19 protein-coding genes are annotated in these 14,717 nt (G+C 62.8%); 10 read left to right on the forward strand and 9 right to left on the reverse strand.

Features of this window, described 5'->3' with window-relative positions; genetic code table 11:
• Positions 1 to 61 precede the first annotated feature (61 nt).
• Positions 62 to 1,414: a formimidoylglutamate deiminase gene (locus NKG95_RS29435; RefSeq protein ID WP_353043262.1), complete on the forward strand. Its 1,353-nt coding sequence runs from the start codon at positions 62 to 64 to the stop codon at positions 1,412 to 1,414.
• Entirely contained in the window at positions 1,411 to 2,172 is a 762-nt protein-coding gene (gene hutC / locus NKG95_RS29440; protein ID WP_352895294.1) for a histidine utilization transcriptional repressor HutC, read from the forward strand. The genes NKG95_RS29435 and hutC overlap by 4 nt, the downstream gene beginning before the upstream one ends.
• A 183-nt stretch (positions 2,173 to 2,355) precedes the next feature.
• Here the strand turns inward: hutC and NKG95_RS29445 are convergent, their stop codons facing one another.
• The gene (locus tag NKG95_RS29445; protein WP_023717201.1) at positions 2,356 to 2,700 is read right to left on the reverse strand and encodes a RidA family protein; all 345 of its coding nucleotides are present in this window, start codon (positions 2,698 to 2,700) and stop codon (positions 2,356 to 2,358) included.
• A 212-nt stretch (positions 2,701 to 2,912) separates the two neighbouring features.
• Between NKG95_RS29445 and aztA the strand changes: the two genes are divergently transcribed.
• From aztA to NKG95_RS29465, 4 genes are all read left to right on the forward strand, one after another.
• Positions 2,913 to 3,728: a zinc ABC transporter ATP-binding protein AztA gene (gene aztA / locus NKG95_RS29450; protein ID WP_352481273.1), complete on the forward strand. Its 816-nt coding sequence runs from the start codon at positions 2,913 to 2,915 to the stop codon at positions 3,726 to 3,728.
• Positions 3,728 to 4,603: a zinc ABC transporter permease AztB gene (aztB, locus tag NKG95_RS29455; protein WP_352481316.1), complete on the forward strand. Its 876-nt coding sequence runs from the start codon at positions 3,728 to 3,730 to the stop codon at positions 4,601 to 4,603. Before aztA ends, aztB begins: the two co-directional genes overlap by 1 nt.
• A 22-nt stretch (positions 4,604 to 4,625) precedes the next feature.
• Positions 4,626 to 5,552, forward strand: a complete 927-nt coding sequence (aztC, locus tag NKG95_RS29460) for a zinc ABC transporter substrate-binding protein AztC (RefSeq protein WP_023717198.1) — start codon at positions 4,626 to 4,628, stop codon at positions 5,550 to 5,552.
• Positions 5,553 to 5,738: 186 nt separating this feature from the next.
• Positions 5,739 to 6,077, forward strand: coding sequence for a protein tyrosine phosphatase family protein (locus NKG95_RS29465; RefSeq protein WP_023674411.1), 339 nt, complete (start codon positions 5,739 to 5,741; stop codon positions 6,075 to 6,077).
• 12 nt (positions 6,078 to 6,089) lie between these two features.
• On the opposite strand, the gene NKG95_RS29470 is transcribed toward NKG95_RS29465, so the two are convergent.
• On the reverse strand, positions 6,090 to 6,557 hold the full coding sequence (locus tag NKG95_RS29470; protein WP_352816030.1) for an Lrp/AsnC family transcriptional regulator: 468 nt from the start codon (positions 6,555 to 6,557) through the stop codon (positions 6,090 to 6,092).
• A 153-nt stretch (positions 6,558 to 6,710) separates the two neighbouring features.
• Here NKG95_RS29470 and hppD point away from each other — a divergent pair, with 153 nt between their 5' ends.
• The 3 genes from hppD to NKG95_RS29485 all read left to right on the forward strand — a co-directional run bounded on the left by hppD (position 6,711) and on the right by NKG95_RS29485 (position 8,494).
• Positions 6,711 to 7,826, forward strand: a complete 1,116-nt coding sequence (hppD, locus tag NKG95_RS29475) for a 4-hydroxyphenylpyruvate dioxygenase (protein WP_353043258.1) — start codon at positions 6,711 to 6,713, stop codon at positions 7,824 to 7,826.
• A 69-nt stretch (positions 7,827 to 7,895) separates the two neighbouring features.
• On the forward strand, positions 7,896 to 8,120 hold the full coding sequence (locus tag NKG95_RS29480; protein ID WP_023717195.1) for a type II toxin-antitoxin system Phd/YefM family antitoxin: 225 nt from the start codon (positions 7,896 to 7,898) through the stop codon (positions 8,118 to 8,120).
• Positions 8,117 to 8,494 carry a type II toxin-antitoxin system VapC family toxin gene (locus NKG95_RS29485; RefSeq protein WP_353043259.1) on the forward strand — a complete coding sequence of 126 codons (378 nt, stop codon included), beginning with the start codon at positions 8,117 to 8,119 and terminating at the stop codon, positions 8,492 to 8,494. Before NKG95_RS29480 ends, NKG95_RS29485 begins: the two co-directional genes overlap by 4 nt.
• On the opposite strand, the gene NKG95_RS29490 is transcribed toward NKG95_RS29485, so the two are convergent.
• The 5 genes from NKG95_RS29490 to hmgA are packed head-to-tail and all read right to left on the reverse strand — an operon-like array spanning position 8,495 to position 12,637.
• Positions 8,495 to 9,049: a DinB family protein gene (locus NKG95_RS29490; RefSeq protein ID WP_023717193.1), complete on the reverse strand. Its 555-nt coding sequence runs from the start codon at positions 9,047 to 9,049 to the stop codon at positions 8,495 to 8,497.
• 4 nt (positions 9,050 to 9,053) lie between these two features.
• Positions 9,054 to 9,347, reverse strand: a complete 294-nt coding sequence (locus tag NKG95_RS29495) for a hypothetical protein (RefSeq protein ID WP_023717192.1) — start codon at positions 9,345 to 9,347, stop codon at positions 9,054 to 9,056.
• Complete coding sequence (locus NKG95_RS29500; protein WP_352640015.1) at positions 9,344 to 10,366, reverse strand: fumarylacetoacetate hydrolase family protein; 1,023 nt, start codon at positions 10,364 to 10,366, stop codon at positions 9,344 to 9,346. The genes NKG95_RS29495 and NKG95_RS29500 overlap by 4 nt, the downstream gene beginning before the upstream one ends.
• Before the next feature lie 47 nt (positions 10,367 to 10,413).
• Complete coding sequence (locus NKG95_RS29505; RefSeq protein ID WP_352909529.1) at positions 10,414 to 11,313, reverse strand: MBL fold metallo-hydrolase; 900 nt, start codon at positions 11,311 to 11,313, stop codon at positions 10,414 to 10,416.
• A 10-nt stretch (positions 11,314 to 11,323) separates the two neighbouring features.
• On the reverse strand, positions 11,324 to 12,637 hold the full coding sequence (hmgA, locus tag NKG95_RS29510; RefSeq protein WP_353020890.1) for a homogentisate 1,2-dioxygenase: 1,314 nt from the start codon (positions 12,635 to 12,637) through the stop codon (positions 11,324 to 11,326).
• Positions 12,638 to 12,774: 137 nt separating this feature from the next.
• Between hmgA and NKG95_RS29515 the strand changes: the two genes are divergently transcribed.
• Positions 12,775 to 13,224 (forward strand): MarR family winged helix-turn-helix transcriptional regulator, encoded by a 450-nt coding sequence (locus NKG95_RS29515; protein ID WP_023717189.1) that lies wholly within the window; start codon positions 12,775 to 12,777, stop codon positions 13,222 to 13,224.
• A 199-nt stretch (positions 13,225 to 13,423) separates the two neighbouring features.
• Here the strand turns inward: NKG95_RS29515 and tdh are convergent, their stop codons facing one another.
• Both tdh and NKG95_RS29525 read right to left on the reverse strand, forming a co-directional pair.
• Positions 13,424 to 14,458 carry an L-threonine 3-dehydrogenase gene (tdh, locus tag NKG95_RS29520; RefSeq protein ID WP_353043260.1) on the reverse strand — a complete coding sequence of 345 codons (1,035 nt, stop codon included), beginning with the start codon at positions 14,456 to 14,458 and terminating at the stop codon, positions 13,424 to 13,426.
• A gap of 68 nt (positions 14,459 to 14,526) precedes the next feature.
• Positions 14,527 to 14,717: aminotransferase class I/II-fold pyridoxal phosphate-dependent enzyme (locus NKG95_RS29525; RefSeq protein ID WP_353043261.1), on the reverse strand; the 191-nt coding region annotated here is incomplete at its 5' end.

Consider the following 14,717-nt stretch of genomic DNA (forward strand, 5'->3'; position numbering starts at 1 on the left):
ACATATCAAAAGGCACTGCAAGCGCTATCATCACATGGCCAACCGGGATTTGGAGAAAGACGTGACGGCGATTTTTGCGGAACAGGCACTTCTGCCCGACGGCTGGCGCAGCGATGTGCGGATCGTAATCTCCGACGGCAAGATCGCAACGGCCGAGGCGAATACCTCGCCTCTGCCTGGCGACGAGCGCCATTCTATCCTTTTGTCCGGCATGCCGAACCTGCACAGCCATGCCTTCCAGCGCGGCATGGCCGGCCTTGCCGAATTGCGCGGCCCTTCCGCCGACAGTTTCTGGAACTGGCGCGAGGTGATGTATCGTTTCGCGCTGTCGATGACGCCGGACCAGGTCGAGGCGGTCGCGGCGCAACTCTATGTCGAGATGCTGGAGGCCGGGTTCTCGCGCGTCGGCGAGTTTCACTATTTACACCACGACCGCGACGGGCGGCCCTATGCCAATATCGCCGAGATGGCTGAGCGCATCGTTGCCGCAGCGTCCGAGACAGGCATCGGGCTGACTTTGCTGCCCGTCTTCTACGCGCATTCCTCTTTCAACGGCGCTGCGCCAAATGAAGGCCAGCGGCGATTCATCAACGATGTGAACCAGTTCTCGCGGCTTGTTGAGAAAAGCCGCGAATCCCTTCGCGCGTTGACTCAGGCTGTCGTCGGCGTGGCCCCACACAGCCTGCGTGCCGTGACACCCGAGGAACTGGAAAACATCACGGCGATGGCGCCGGAGGGGCCGATCCACATCCACATCGCCGAGCAGATGAAGGAGGTCGAGGACTGCCTTGCCTGGTCCGGGGCGCGGCCGGTCGAATGGCTGCTTGCCAATGCCAAGGTCGACCAGCGCTGGTGCCTCATCCACGCCACCCACATGACCGACACCGAGACGACCGATATGGCGAAAAGCGGCGCCGTTGCCGGCCTCTGCCCGATCACCGAGGCCAATCTCGGCGACGGCACCTTTGCCGCTCCGCTGTTCATGCAGCATGGCGGGCGCTTCGGCATCGGCTCGGATTCCAACGTGCTGATCGGCCTGCCCGACGAGTTGCGCCAACTCGAATATTCGCAGCGCCTCGCCCACCGCGCCCGCAACGTGCTGGCGGTGGCCGGCGGATCGACCGGTCGCGCGTTGTTCGATGCGGCGCTCGAGGGTGGCAGTTCCGCGTTGGGCGCCGGCGCCTCGCGGATCACTGCCGGTGCCTCGGCCGATCTCGTCTCGCTCGACGGCAAGCATCCATCGTTGGCGGGCAAGGCAGGTGATGCGATCCTCGACGCCTGGATTTTTGCCAACGGCACCAAGATCGATTGCGTCTGGGTGCATGGCAGGAAACTGGTCAGCGACGGCAGGCATGCAAGACGCGATGCCATTGCCGAGCGCTTCCGCCAGGTGATGACGGCGCTTTCGGCATGAGCATGATCGAGGCGATAAGCGCGGATTCTGGAAGCGCGGACGGCGGCGAGGCCCTTTCGCTACACCAGCGCATCCTGTCGGACATCAGCGAACGGATCCTGTCCGGCGCCTGGGCGCCCGGCCACCGCATTCCGTTCGAGCATGAACTGACGGAAGAATACAGATGTTCGCGCATGACGGTGAACAAGGCGCTGTCGCAATTGGCCAAGGCCGGGCTGATCGAGCGCCGGCGTCGCTCCGGCAGTTTTGTCCGCCGGCCGCAATCGCAGGCGGCCGTTCTCGAAATCCACGACATCCGAATCGAGGTCGAGGCACTTGGCCTGCCCTACCGCTACGAGCGCGTGGCGGGAAGCAGAAGGCGCAGCAGTGCCGACGATCGCGCCCTGCTGGAACTCGACGTCGCCGGGCCGGTGCTGGCGCTGGAATGCCGGCATTTCGCCGGCAACCGGCCGTTCGCCCACGAGCAGCGGCTGATCAACCTGGCTGCCGTGCCGGAGGCCGCCGAAGAGGCGTTTTTCGACACGGCGCCCGGTCCGTGGCTGATCGGCCGTGTGCCATGGAGTGCGGCCGAGCATCGCATCCGCGCGGTTGCAGCCGACAAGCATATCGCGGCGGCTCTCGACATCGCGACCGGCGCGCCGTGCCTGGTGATCGAGCGGCGAACATGGAGCGCCGAGCACCCCGTCACCCATGTCCGGTTCACCTACGCGGCCGAGAGCCACACGCTGGTGGCGCGGTTCACGCCGTCGCAGGGGTGAGCATTTCAACTGAGGGTCAGACCCCCTCACCCGGATTGCCGACCGAATTGCGAAGAGCAATTCGGGGCAATCCGACCTCTCCCCGAGGGGAGAGGAGATCGCTGGCGCCAGCGCCAGTCTCTTCTCCCCTCGGGGAGAAGGTGGCCGCGAAGCGGCCGGATGAGGGGGAACCTACGGAGCGCCTCAAATCGCCGCGGTAACAATGATCTCGACCAGATATTCCGGTCCGGCAAGCTTGGCCTCGCCGGTGGCGCGGGCCGGCGTGTTGCCCTGCGGTACCCATTTGTCCCACTCGGCGTTCATCTCGGCAAAGGTGCCCATGTCGGCCAGCCAGATGATCGCCTGCAGGATCTTGGTCTTGTCGGTGCCGGCCTTCGCCAGCAATTCGTCGATCGCCGCCAGAATGTCTCTTGTCTGGGCGCCGACGTTTCCACCCGGCTTGCCGACCTGACCGGCCAGATAGACGGTGTTGCCGTGGATGACGATCTGGCTCATGCGCGGGCCTACATCGATGCGACGAATGCTCATTGGATATTCCTTCTCCTCTTGTCAGCTGCGCCTGTTTAGGGGCCGGGTTCGCCGGGGGCAAGGCCGCTCGAGCGGAACCTCTTGAGCCAAGCCAAAGCACACAACAAGACGGTCCGGCCGCAATTCCGCCCGATTGGCTTGTTGACTAATGTAATAACATCACATATCGAATCCGCCCCTGCAGCACCGATCGTCGCCCCATGGATCGTCACATGAGCCAAACCTGCCTGACCTTCCGCGACCTGACGCTGGGCTATAACAGCCATCCTGCGATCCACCACCTCAATGGTACGATCCGCAAGGGGTCCTTGACGGCGGTCGTCGGCGCCAACGGCTCCGGCAAGTCGACGCTGATGAAGGGCATCGTTGGCGTCCTGAAGCCGATGGCCGGCGCGGTGATCCGGGCGCCCGGCGTGCGCGCCGCCTACCTGCCGCAGCAGTCCGAGCTCGACCGCTCCTTTCCGGCCCGGGTCGTCGACCTGGTTTCGCTTGGCCTGTGGCCGCGGCGTGGCATGCTCGGCCGCTATACCAGGGAAGATCGCGACTCGGTCAGCAAGGCGCTGATGGCCGTCGGCCTCGGCGGTTTCGAGAAGCGGCCGATCGACACGTTGTCGGGCGGCCAGCTGCAGCGCACGCTGTTTGCCCGCGTGCTGTTGCAGGATGCCGAGCTCATCCTGCTCGATGAGCCGTTCAATGCCGTCGACACGAAGACCGTCGGCGACCTGATCGCACTGATCAAGCGCTGGCATGGCGAGGAGCGTACGATCATGGTGGTCGTCCACGATCTCGACCTAGTGCGGCAGAATTTCCCCGAAACACTGCTCCTGGCGCGCCAGCCGGTCGCCTGGGGCGAGACCAGAGAGACGCTGCGGCCGGAGAATTTGTTGCGCGCGCGCCGCTTCCACGAAGCCTGGGAGGACAACGCGCCATGGTGCGAGCCTGGCGAGCATGATCACAGTGTGCACGATCACAGCAGCCACGAGCATAGCCATGACCATCATCACGGCTCCGGGCCGAGGGCGGCATGATGGACGTGCTTTACGGTCTTTTCGTCGCCCCGTTTGCCGACTACGCCTTCATGCAGCGGGCGCTCGCCGGTTCGATGATGCTGTCGCTCGGCGCCTGCCCGGTCGGCGTGTTCCTGATGCTGCGGCGCATGAGCCTGTCCGGCGACGCCATGGCCCATGCCATCCTGCCGGGTGCTGCCGCCGGCTTCCTGTTTTATGGCCTGGAGATCCTGCCGATGACCATCGGCGGACTGATCGCCGGCATCATCGTGGCGCTCGGCGCCGGCGCCGTCTCGCGCTTCACCATCCAGCGCGAGGACGCCTCGATGGCGGCCTTCTATCTGATTTCGCTGGCGATCGGCGTGCTTATGGTGTCGATCCGCGGCTCCAGCGTCGATCTCATGCATGTGCTTTTCGGCACCGTGCTGGCGCTGAACAACGAGGCGCTGACGCTGATCGGCGGCATCGTCGTGGTGACGCTGGTCAGCCTCGCCATCTTCTGGCGAGCGCTGGTCGCCGAATGCCTCGACCCCTTGTTCCTGCGCTCGGTCAGCCGGATGGGCAGCCCGGTGCATTTCATCTTTCTCGGCCTCGTCGTGCTCAACCTCGTCGGCGGCTTCCAGGCGCTCGGCACCTTGCTGTCGGTCGGGCTGATGATGCTGCCGGCAGCGGCGGCCCGCTTCTGGACCTCGCGCGTCGAGCCGATGTGCGTGCTGGCGACAGTGATCGGCTTTGCCTCTTGCATTGCCGGGCTGCTGTTGTCCTATCATGCGTCGCTGCCCTCCGGCCCGGCCATCATCCTGTCCGCCGGCGTCGTCTATTTCGCCTCGATCCTGTTCGGGACGCGCGGCATCCTGCGCGCCCGCATCATCCATCACCGCCACAGAACTGCCTGATCCCAACGAAGGAGACTTGTCCATGCTGAAATCGATCCGCGCCGCTTTGGCCGTGAGCGTTATAACATTAACCGCCTTTGGCGCATCTTCGGCTTTCGCGGAGCCGTTGAAAGTGGTCGCCAGTTTCACCATCATCGGAGACTTCGCCAAGAATGTCGGCGGCGACCGGATCGATCTGACCACCATCGTCGGGCCGAACGGGGATGCGCATGTCTACGAGCCGAGCCCAGCCGATGCGGTGGCGATGGCCAAGGCCGACATCGTGCTGGTCAACGGCCTGCATTTCGAAGGTTTTCTGCAGCGCCTGGTCGACGCCAGCGCAACCAAGGCGACCGTCGCCGTGCTGACCAAGGGCGTCACGCCGATCAATTTCAAGCCCGAATTCGCCGAGGCCGACGCCCACGCCGATGGTGAGACGGCAACCGATCCGCACGCCTTCCAGTCGATCGCCAATGCCAAGATCTATGTGAAGAACATCGCCGACGCCTTCTGCACGGCCGACGCTGCGGGTTGCGACAGCTACAAGGCCAATGCAGCCGCCTATACGCAAAAGCTCGATGCGCTCGAGGGCGAGGTACAGGCAGCGATCCAGTCGATCCCGCAAGAGAAGCGCGTCGTCATCACCTCGCATGATGCCTTCGGCTATTTCGAGCAGGCCTACGGCTTGACGTTCCTGGCCCCGGAAGGCGTGTCGACCGAGTCGGAGCCCTCCGCCGCCGACGTCGCCAAGCTGGTCAGCCAGGTGAAACAGGACAAGGCGGCGGCGATCTTCGTCGAGAACATCACCAATCCGCGGCTGATCGAGCAGATCGCCAGCGAGACCGGCATCAAGGTGGGCGGCACGCTCTATTCCGATGCGCTCTCACAGCCCGACGGCCCGGCCTCGACCTATATCGACCTGATGCACAACAACATCGCCCAGATCAAAGGCGCGATCCTCGGCAGCTGAGCCGACCGATCCGGTTCATCCAGCCGGGCTGGCGCATGATGCGTCCTGGCGACATGCGGCGTTAGCCCGGCTGGATTTCCGGCATCGAAATCTCTATCTGCGCGGATGGATTTCTTTTCGCGCGGATTGCCGACCGGGTCAGGGAGTGGCAAGACTGCCGCTAACCAGATTGCGAGGACCCCAGCCATGGAATACCGTCAGATCAGCGAGGACTATTCGGTCTCGGGCCAGATCCAGCCCGAGGATGTCGCGACCATCAAGGCCGCCGGCTTCAAGAGCGTGATCTGCAACCGGCCGGACGACGAGCAGCCCGGCCAGCCATCGGCCGACACCGTCAAGGCGGCGGTCGAGGGCGCCGGGCTCGCCTTCCGCTACATCCCCGTGATCAGCGGCCAGATCACGGCCGAGAATGTCGAGGACCAGGCTGAGGCGCTCGACGAACTCGAAGGCCCGGTGTTCGCCTATTGCCGGTCCGGCGCCCGCTGCACCAATCTCTATGGGCTGATCCAGCAGTCGAAGGGGTGAACGTTCGCGCCCTCAGATCGGCAGCGCGCCGGTCTCCTTCAACGTCTCCAGCACGATCGCCGTCTTCACATGCTGCACCGATTCGTGCGGGAGAAGCACGCTGTTGACGAATTCCGACAGCGACTTCAGGTCCGGCGTCACCACTTTCAATATATAATCCATCTCGCCGGTCAGCGCGTGCGCTTCCTGCACTTGCGGCAGCCGCGCCACCAATTCGCCGAAACGCCGCGCATTGTCGCGGTTGTGGGTGGCGAGCGTCACCGAAATGACGTTGACCAGGGAAAAGCCGAGCTTGTCGCGGTCGAGCACCGCCCGGTAGCCCTTGATATAACCGTCTTCCTCCAGCCGCTGGCGACGGCGCGAGCATTGCGACGCGGACAGGTTCACCCGTTCCGACAAATCGTTGTTGGTCAGCCGTGCATCGCCCTGCAGCAGAGCCATTATCTTGCGGTCAAACTGGTCGATGCGCGCGTCATCCATGAATATCCGCTCCGCAGTGCACAACTCGCGCATGATAAGACCATTTCAAGCGTTTGAATGCAAGCAATTTGCACTCGCTCCGCGCTATGATTGCGCTCAGATATGGCCGACGCGGTCAATGCCAGATTTCGGGCCAGATTTCGGAGCAATGCCATGGGTCCCTTCCCGCACGACGCACCGCCCGCCAAGATCAGCAAAGCCAATCCCGCCGGCACCGACGGCTTCGAATTCGTCGAATTCGCGCATGCCGAGCCGGAAAAGCTCGCCGAGCTTTTCACCCGCATGGGCTACGTGCCGGTGGCCAAGCACCGCAGCAAGGACATCACCGTCTGGCGGCAGGGCGACATCAATTATGTCGTCAATGCCGAGCCCGGCTCGCATGCAATGAAATTCGTCGACAAGCACGGCCCTTGCGCCGCCTCGATGGCTTGGCGTGTGGTCGATGCCAAGCATGCGTTCGATCATGCCGTTGCCAAGGGCGCGACGCCCTATGAAGGCGCCGGCAAGTCGCTCGACGTGCCGGCAATCGTCGGTATCGGCGGATCGCTGCTCTATTTCATCGAAACCTATGGCGAGAAGGGCTCGGCTTACGACGCCGAGTTCGACTGGCTGGGCGAGCGCGATCCCAGGCCGGAAGGCGTCGGCTTCTATTATCTCGACCACCTGACCCACAATGTCTATCGCGGCCAGATGGACAAATGGTGGGATTTCTACCGCGACCTGTTCGGCTTCAAGCAGATCCATTTCTTCGACATCGACGGCAAGATCACCGGCCTGGTCAGCCGCGCCATCACCTCGCCCTGCGGCAAGATCCGCATCCCGCTCAACGAGTCCAAGGACGAGACCAGCCAGATCGCCGAATATCTGAAGAAGTACAATGGCGAGGGCATCCAGCACATCGCCGTCGGCACCGACGACATTTACGGCGCCACCGACAGGCTGGCCGCCAACGGCCTGAAGTTCATGCCGGGCCCGCCCGAGACCTATTACGACATGTCTTATGCCCGCGTGAACGGCCATGAAGAGCCGATCGAGCGCATGAAAAGGCACGGCATCCTGATCGACGGCGAAGGCGTCGTCGACGGCGGCACGACCAAGATCCTGCTGCAGATTTTTTCAAAGACTGTGATCGGGCCGATCTTCTTCGAGTTCATCCAGAGGAAGGGCGACGAAGGTTTTGGCGAGGGCAATTTCCGCGCTCTGTTCGAATCCATCGAGCAGGACCAGATCAAGCGCGGCGTGCTGAAGGTGGACGGCAAGGCAGCGTAGCCAGTTCGGCCGAGGTGCCTTGTGGTTTGATCAGTTATGACCTAAATTCTGGTCATAAAGGATCGAGTCATGAATGTTTCCATTGCCGAAGCCAAGGCCAAATTGTCGGAACTCGTCAGCCGTGCGGAAGCCGGCGAGGAGATCGTGCTCACACGCCACGGCAAGGTGGCGGCGCGTATCGTACCTCCGGCAGTGGCCGAATCCCTGCCGCGTATCGGCGCATTGAAGGGCAAGATCTGGATTGCGGACGATTTTGATGAACTCGGTCCCGAGTGGGATGAGTACGTGAAATGACGGTCGGCCCGTTTCTCGCCGACACACACATCATCCTCTGGTCGATTTCGGACGATCGGCGTCTCAGCGAGCACCACCGCGCTATTCTGGCTTCGGAAGCGGTGGTGTTCGCGAGCGCGGCTAGCGTCTGGGAAATTGCCATCAAACGCTCGATCAGAAAACTCGATGCGCCGGACGACCTGCCAACGCTGCTTCCAAGGATGCAATTTCAGCCGCTCGCCGTAACCTTCCAGCACGCAAACGCCGTCGGCAGCCTACCCCACCACCATGGTGATCTGTTCGACAGACTTCTGATTGCGCAGGCGCAAATGGAGAATCTCACCATCCTTACATCCGACCCGCATTTCGCCAGTTACGATGTGGCTTTGGCATAATTAGCCAAGCAGTTGGTCTCGCAGTCCCAGCCGCTCGACTTCGGCTTTCCTCAACTTAACATCGTAATCGAGGAAGAACTCGTCGAGTTGTGGCGGTTTCACCGAGGTGCCAGACAGCATCGCGTGCACCTGGCCGCGATGATGGATGTCGTGGATGAAGAGATGGGCGAGCAAATCGCCGATCCGCTCCGGTATCATGCCGTCCTCGCGCCGATCAGTGACGACGCGGCGTTCGAGATCGTCCGCCGACAGGCGGTCGCAAAAAGCGATCAGCCGCCGGTCGGCCTCCGCCCGCTTGCCAAAGAGCGCGTCCGCTTCGTCGAAGCGCAAGAACTCATCATAGGCCGCGGCGCCGACGCCGCCCTCTTCGAGAAAATCGAGATAGAGGTGATCGACCGCCAGAATGTGGTTCAGCGTTGCCTTGATCGACGGGAAAAAGCTGGTTCGCTCGGCTTCGAATTCACCAGGCTTAAGCTGCAGTACGGCGCCATAAAGCCGGTCGTTCGACCAGAGATTGTTGCGCGCCATGCGGCGGAAATGGTTCAGCAGGTCCATGACTTCACGCAGCTGACCGGACCAACGACAAGCCTGCCCCCATTAGCAGGAATCCAGCGAGAACAATCAGCAGCAGCCCGATCATGCGCCGCCGCATGCCTTGCGTTTCCTGGTCACGCGCGACGTTCGTGTTGGTGACGGTGTGAAACATCATCGCCTTGCGCGGAAAGCCGCTGCGGTTGGTCAGGCCGGGCGAGCGCGCCTCGATGCGATAGCTCAGCCGGATCGCCTGGATGAAGATCGCCAGCATGACAAGGGCCCAGACACCGCACAAGAGATAGAATGTCTCGCCTGTCATTCTCTTGCCCCCTCGTATTTCTCGACCTTCTGCTCGATGGCGCCGAAGATCGAATGCCCGCCCCTGTCCTTCATCTCGATGCGCACGGTATCGCCAAAGCGCAGAAACGGCGTCTTCGGTTCGCCGGCTTCGATGGTCTCGATCATACGCAACTCGGCGATACAGGAATAGCCGGCGCCGCCCGCCGAGACAGGCTTGCCCGGCCCGCCATCGAGCTTGTTGGAGACGGTGCCCGAACCGACGATGGTGCCGGCGGCCAGCGGCCGCGTTTTTGCGGCATGGGCAATCAGCGCCGGAAAGTCGAAGGTCATGTCGATGCCGGCGTTCGCCCGGCCGAACGGTTTGCCGTTGAGATCGACCAGCAGCGGCAGGCTGACCTTGCCGCCGTCCCAGGCATCGCCCAGTTCGTCCGGCGTCACCGCAACCGGCGAAAAGGCTGATGACGGTTTCGACTGGAAGAAGCCGAACCCCTTGGCAAGCTCGGGTCCGGTCAGGCCGCGCAGCGTCACGTCGTTGACCAGCATGACCAGCCGGATCGCTGCCCGCGCCTCGTCGAGGCCAGCGCCCATCGGCACGTCGTCGACAATGACGGCGACCTCGCCTTCCAGGTCGATGCCAAGGGTCTCGTCGATCATGCGGATTGGGTCGCGCGGTGCGAGGAAGGCGTCCGAGCCGCCCTGGTAGATCAGCGGATCGGTCCAGAAGCTTGCCGGCATCTCGGCGCCGCGCGCCTTCCGCACCAGCTCGACATGGTTCACATAGGCCGAGCCGTCGGCCCATTGGTAGGCGCGCGGCAGCGGCGAATGGGCGTCGTGCTCGTGAAAGCGAGCCGACGGCACCGCATTGTTCTCCAGCGATTCGGCCATGGCGGCGAGATGCGGCGCGATCCGACGCCAGTCATCGAGCGCGGCCTGCAGCGTCCGCACCAGGAACGACGCATCGGTAAACCGCGTCAGGTCGCGCGAGACGACGACGAGTTTTCCGTCGCGCGTCCCGTCCTTCAAGGTGGCAAGCTTCATGCGGTTTCCTCTCCTGGCGCAGCTTTGGTGCTGCTTTGATTTTTGTTCTACGCATGATCTCGTCCGAAAACCGGTTCCCACTTTTCGGGATCATGCTCCAGCCCCACAACAAGGCCGTCGCGGGCGATCGTCAAGTCGCCGGCCCATGTTTTCCTGACGGCGGCGATCCAGTCGGCCTCGCCGATCTCGGGATCGTCGGCGGGAATGAGGTGGTTGAGGACCAGCCTTTTGACGCCTGCATCACTGGCGATGCGGCCCGCTTCCTCGGCAAAGCTGTGGCTGGCAAGCAGGTGTTCCCTCAGTCTTGCACCGTTGCCGGTCTTCGCGACCAACCTCTCGATGCCCTCTTCCAGCATGGCCTCGTGGACCAGGACGTCGGCGCCTTCGGCGAAATCCGACAATGGCGGAAAGAACGCCGTATCGGACGAGAAGACGATGCTTTGCCCGGCTTGCTCGAAGCGCAGCGCAAAGCAGTCCGTCACCGGCGGGTGGTCGACACGCAAGGCCGATATTTTGAGACCGCGCTCTTCCGCCACCTGGCCTTCACCAAACTCGACAATCGAGACCAGGTCGCGGAGATCCGGCCGCCCTTCGTCGGCGATGCGGATCTCGATGTCGAACTCCATCGCCTGGCAAAAGCGCTGCCAATAGTAGCCGATGCCGGGCGGGCCGAATACGGTGACCTTTGTCCCCAGGCCGGCCGTCCATGCGGTGTGGATCAACGGTCCGAGTTCCAGCACATGGTCTGAATGCAAATGCGTGATGAAGATCAGGTCAAGCGCCTTCAGACTGACGCCGGCATCGGTCAGCCCGCGCGTCACGCCCAGCCCGCAATCGACGACGAGGGTGCGGCCGCCAATCTCCAGCAGCGATGAACTCGGCCACGGTCCGCCCGGCCGGAGCGCCGGACCACCCTTCGAGCCAAGAAGCACCAGACGATCCATCATGCGACGGCGCTCAAGACCAGTCGCCCTCGGGCGTGCCGTTGAAGCGTTTCTTCAGATCGGCCCAGCAGTCGATATAATTGTCCTGCCGGGTTTCGAGCACGGCGCCATAGCGGGTCACCATCTGCGGGAAGCGTGTCTCGAACATGAAGGCCATGGTGTTGGCGAGCTTGACCGGTTTCAGCTCCGCGCGCGAGGCCTTTTCGAAGCCAGGCGCATCGGGTCCGTGGGCCAGCATCATGTTGTGCAGGCTGATGCCGCCGGGCACAAAGCCCTCTTCCTTGGCATCGTACTGACCATGGATCAGGCCCATGAACTCGCTCATGATGTTGCGGTGATACCACGGCGGGCGGAACGTATTTTCGGCAACCAGCCAGCGCGGCGGAAAGATGACGAAATCGATATTGGCAGTGCCTTCCTCGCCGCTCGGCGCGGTCAGCACGGTGAAGATCGATGGGTCGGGATGATCGAACAGGATCGCGCCGACGGGGGAAAACGTCGCAAGATCATATTTGTAGGGTGAATAGTTGCCGTGCCACGCCACCACATCGAGCGGTGAATGATCGATCTCGGTGACATGGAACTGGCCACACCATTTCACGATCAGCCGACAGGGCGTGTCCTTATCCTCGAACCAGGCGCAGGGCGTCTTGAAATCGCGCGGATTGGCCAGGCAATTGGCGCCGATCGGGCCGCGATCCGGCAGCGTCAGCTTGGCGCCGTAATTCTCGCAGACATAGCCGCGCACTTCGGCATCCAACAGTTCGACCTTGAACACCAGGCCACGCGGCAGCACGGCGATCTCGCCTGGCGTGAGTTCGATGACGCCCATCTCGGTGATCAAGCGCAAGGCTCCAACCTGGGGCACGACCAGCAACTCGCCGTCGGCGTTGAAGAAATGGTCGTCGGCCATCGAACGGTTGGCGACATAGACATGTGCCGCCATGCCGGTCTGGCCGAGCACGTCGCCGGCGGTGGTGATCGAGCGCATGCCGGCGATGAAGTCTGTCGGCTCTTTCGGCATCGGCACGGGGCTCCAGCGATACTGGCCGAGAGCGAGCTGGTGGTCGCCGACGTTCGGCGCGCTTTTCCACAGCGGATAATTCGCCGCTTTGAAGCGACCGGTATGCCTGACGCTCGGCCTTATCCGATAAAGCCAGGAGCGCTCATTGGTGCCGCGCGGCGCAGTGAAAGGAGAGCCCGAAAGCTGCTCGGCGTAGAGGCCGTAGGCCGGCCGCTGCGGCGAGTTGCGTCCTTGCGGCAGCGAGCCCGGCAAAGTCTCGGTCTCGAAGTCGTTGCCGAAACCCGGCATGTAGGAATAGGCCATGGCATCCTCCCTGGATACTGACAGAGCGCGCTCCTCGCCTCCGATGGCTGCGGCACTCAAGCATTGACCAAACTGGTTTCATCTGTAACCATTGAAAATGTAACTATCAACCACGGCGTCTGCCGGGATACAAAATCATGGACGTCCTGGAACTCGAAAGCTTCCTGCCCTACCGGCTCTACCGTCTCGCCGATGCCGTCAGCCGGGAATTCTCCAGGATATACAAGGACCGTCACGGCCTGACCCGACCCGAATGGCGCACGCTGGCCGGGCTCGGCCAGCACGGCACCATGACCGCGACGGAACTCGGCGAGCAGTCGGCCATGCACAAGACCAAGGTTTCGCGAGCCGTCGCCGAGCTCGAACGGCGCCGCTGGCTCACTCGCACACCGGATGGAAAAGACAGGCGGGTCGAGCATCTGACGCTGACCCGAGCTGGCCTTGTCGCCTATCGCGAGATGGTGCCGCTGGCTAAAGCGTTCGAGCTGGAATTGCTTGCGAGGCTGAGCACGGAACAGCGAGCGGCCGTTGTCAGCGGAGTGGCGGCCCTGGAGATGGCGTTGCCGGATCGACGAAAGGAGCTGTGAAAGCTGCTACGCAGCGATCGTTCACACCCCCTCTGTCCTGCCGGACATCTCCCCCTCAAGGGGGGAGATTGGACGTCGCTTCGGCTTTCGCCAATCTCCAAAGAAGAGCGATGTCGGCGAAGCTGCCAATCTCCCCCCTTGAGGGGGAGATGGCCGGCAGGCCAGAGGGGGGTGCTGTCCCGCCAACATTTCTGGTCGCCTACCAGTCCATCACCACCTTGCCGGAATTGCCGCTCTTCATCGCTTCGAAGCCGGAAACATAGTCGTCGATGCCGATGCGGTGGGTGATCAGGCCGCTGACATCGAGAGGACCCTGCACCAGCGCAATCATCTTGTACCAGGTCTCGAACATCTCGCGGCCGTAGATGCCCTTCAGATGCAGCATCTTGAAGATGACCTTGTTCCAGTCGATTTCGAAGCCGGTCGGCGCGATGCCGAGAATGGCGATCTTGCCGCCATTGTTCATGGTGTCGATCATGTCGCGGAAGGCAGGGGCTGCGCCCGACATTTCGAGGCCGACGTCAAAGCCCTCGGTCATGCCAAGCGCCGGCATCACGTCGCGCAGCTTTTCCTTCGATGCGTCGACGACATGCTGAACGCCAAGCTTTTTCGCCAGTGCCAGGCGCACCGGGTTGATATCGGTGATGACCACTTTTCGCGCGCCGACGCACTGCGCCACCAGTGCACCCATGATGCCGATAGGCCCGGCGCCGGTGACCAGCACGTCCTCGCCGACGAGATCAAAGGACAATGCGGTGTGAACAGCATTGCCTAAGGGATCGAAGATCGCCGCGATCTCGTCGGGCACGTCGTCGGGGATCGGCACCACATTGTGCTGCGGGATCGCCAGGTATTCGCCAAAGGCGCCCGGCCGGTTGACGCCGACGCCGAGCGTGTTGCGGCACAAATGCCCCCTGCCCGCCCGGCAGTTGCGGCAATGGCCGCAAACGATATGGCCTTCGCCGGAAACGCGCTGGCCGAGTTTGTACTCGGTCACCGCCGTGCCGAAATCGGCGACGGTTCCGACAAATTCGTGGCCGGTCACCATCGGAACCGGCACGGTCTTTTGCGCCCACTGGTCCCAATTATAGATGTGGACGTCGGTGCCGCAGATCGCCGTCTTCCTGATCTTGATCAGCACGTCGTTGGGGCCGATCTCCGGCACCGGCACTTCTTCCATCCAGATGCCCGGCTCGGCCTTGGCCTTGACCAGCGCCTTCATCATGTTCGACATTCTTTTGTTCCCCAGAACCTTAGTCGCTTGAACCTCTTGATCCGGAATCGCTTTTCGGTTCCGGCCGTTCAGGAAATCACGCCGAGTTCCCGACCGACTGCGGCGAACGCCTCAACCGCGCGATCGATGTCTGCGCTGGAATGGGCGGCCGACATCTGCGTGCGGATGCGCGCCTGGCCCTTCGGCACCACCGGGAACGAGAAGCCGATGACATAGATGCCGCGCTTCAGCATCCGCGCCGCCATCTCCTGCGCCAGCG

Origin of the sequence: Mesorhizobium sp. M1423, assembly GCF_040317575.1 — a bacterium.
Classification (GTDB): domain Bacteria; phylum Pseudomonadota; class Alphaproteobacteria; order Rhizobiales; family Rhizobiaceae; genus Mesorhizobium.

Excerpts from the sequence above, each read along its gene's own strand:
- NKG95_RS29495 (WP_023717192.1), bottom strand. The coding sequence starts at position 9,347 with ATGACAGGCGAGACATTCTATCTCTTGTGCGGTGTCTGGGCCCTTGTC.
- tdh (WP_353043260.1), bottom strand. The coding sequence starts at position 14,458 with ATGTCGAACATGATGAAGGCGCTGGTCAAGGCCAAGGCCGAGCCGGGC.
- NKG95_RS29505 (WP_352909529.1), bottom strand. The coding sequence starts at position 11,313 with ATGATGGATCGTCTGGTGCTTCTTGGCTCGAAGGGTGGTCCGGCGCTC.
- NKG95_RS29465 (WP_023674411.1), top strand. The coding sequence starts at position 5,739 with ATGGAATACCGTCAGATCAGCGAGGACTATTCGGTCTCGGGCCAGATC.
- NKG95_RS29445 (WP_023717201.1), bottom strand. The coding sequence starts at position 2,700 with ATGAGCATTCGTCGCATCGATGTAGGCCCGCGCATGAGCCAGATCGTC.
- NKG95_RS29485 (WP_353043259.1), top strand. The coding sequence starts at position 8,117 with ATGACGGTCGGCCCGTTTCTCGCCGACACACACATCATCCTCTGGTCG.
- aztA (WP_352481273.1), top strand. The coding sequence starts at position 2,913 with ATGAGCCAAACCTGCCTGACCTTCCGCGACCTGACGCTGGGCTATAAC.
- NKG95_RS29480 (WP_023717195.1), top strand. The coding sequence starts at position 7,896 with ATGAATGTTTCCATTGCCGAAGCCAAGGCCAAATTGTCGGAACTCGTC.
- hmgA (WP_353020890.1), bottom strand. The coding sequence starts at position 12,637 with ATGGCCTATTCCTACATGCCGGGTTTCGGCAACGACTTCGAGACCGAG.
- hppD (WP_353043258.1), top strand. The coding sequence starts at position 6,711 with ATGGGTCCCTTCCCGCACGACGCACCGCCCGCCAAGATCAGCAAAGCC.
- NKG95_RS29490 (WP_023717193.1), bottom strand. The coding sequence starts at position 9,049 with ATGGACCTGCTGAACCATTTCCGCCGCATGGCGCGCAACAATCTCTGG.
- NKG95_RS29470 (WP_352816030.1), bottom strand. The coding sequence starts at position 6,557 with ATGGATGACGCGCGCATCGACCAGTTTGACCGCAAGATAATGGCTCTG.
- NKG95_RS29515 (WP_023717189.1), top strand. The coding sequence starts at position 12,775 with ATGGACGTCCTGGAACTCGAAAGCTTCCTGCCCTACCGGCTCTACCGT.
- aztB (WP_352481316.1), top strand. The coding sequence starts at position 3,728 with ATGGACGTGCTTTACGGTCTTTTCGTCGCCCCGTTTGCCGACTACGCC.
- aztC (WP_023717198.1), top strand. The coding sequence starts at position 4,626 with ATGCTGAAATCGATCCGCGCCGCTTTGGCCGTGAGCGTTATAACATTA.
- NKG95_RS29500 (WP_352640015.1), bottom strand. The coding sequence starts at position 10,366 with ATGAAGCTTGCCACCTTGAAGGACGGGACGCGCGACGGAAAACTCGTC.
- hutC (WP_352895294.1), top strand. The coding sequence starts at position 1,411 with ATGAGCATGATCGAGGCGATAAGCGCGGATTCTGGAAGCGCGGACGGC.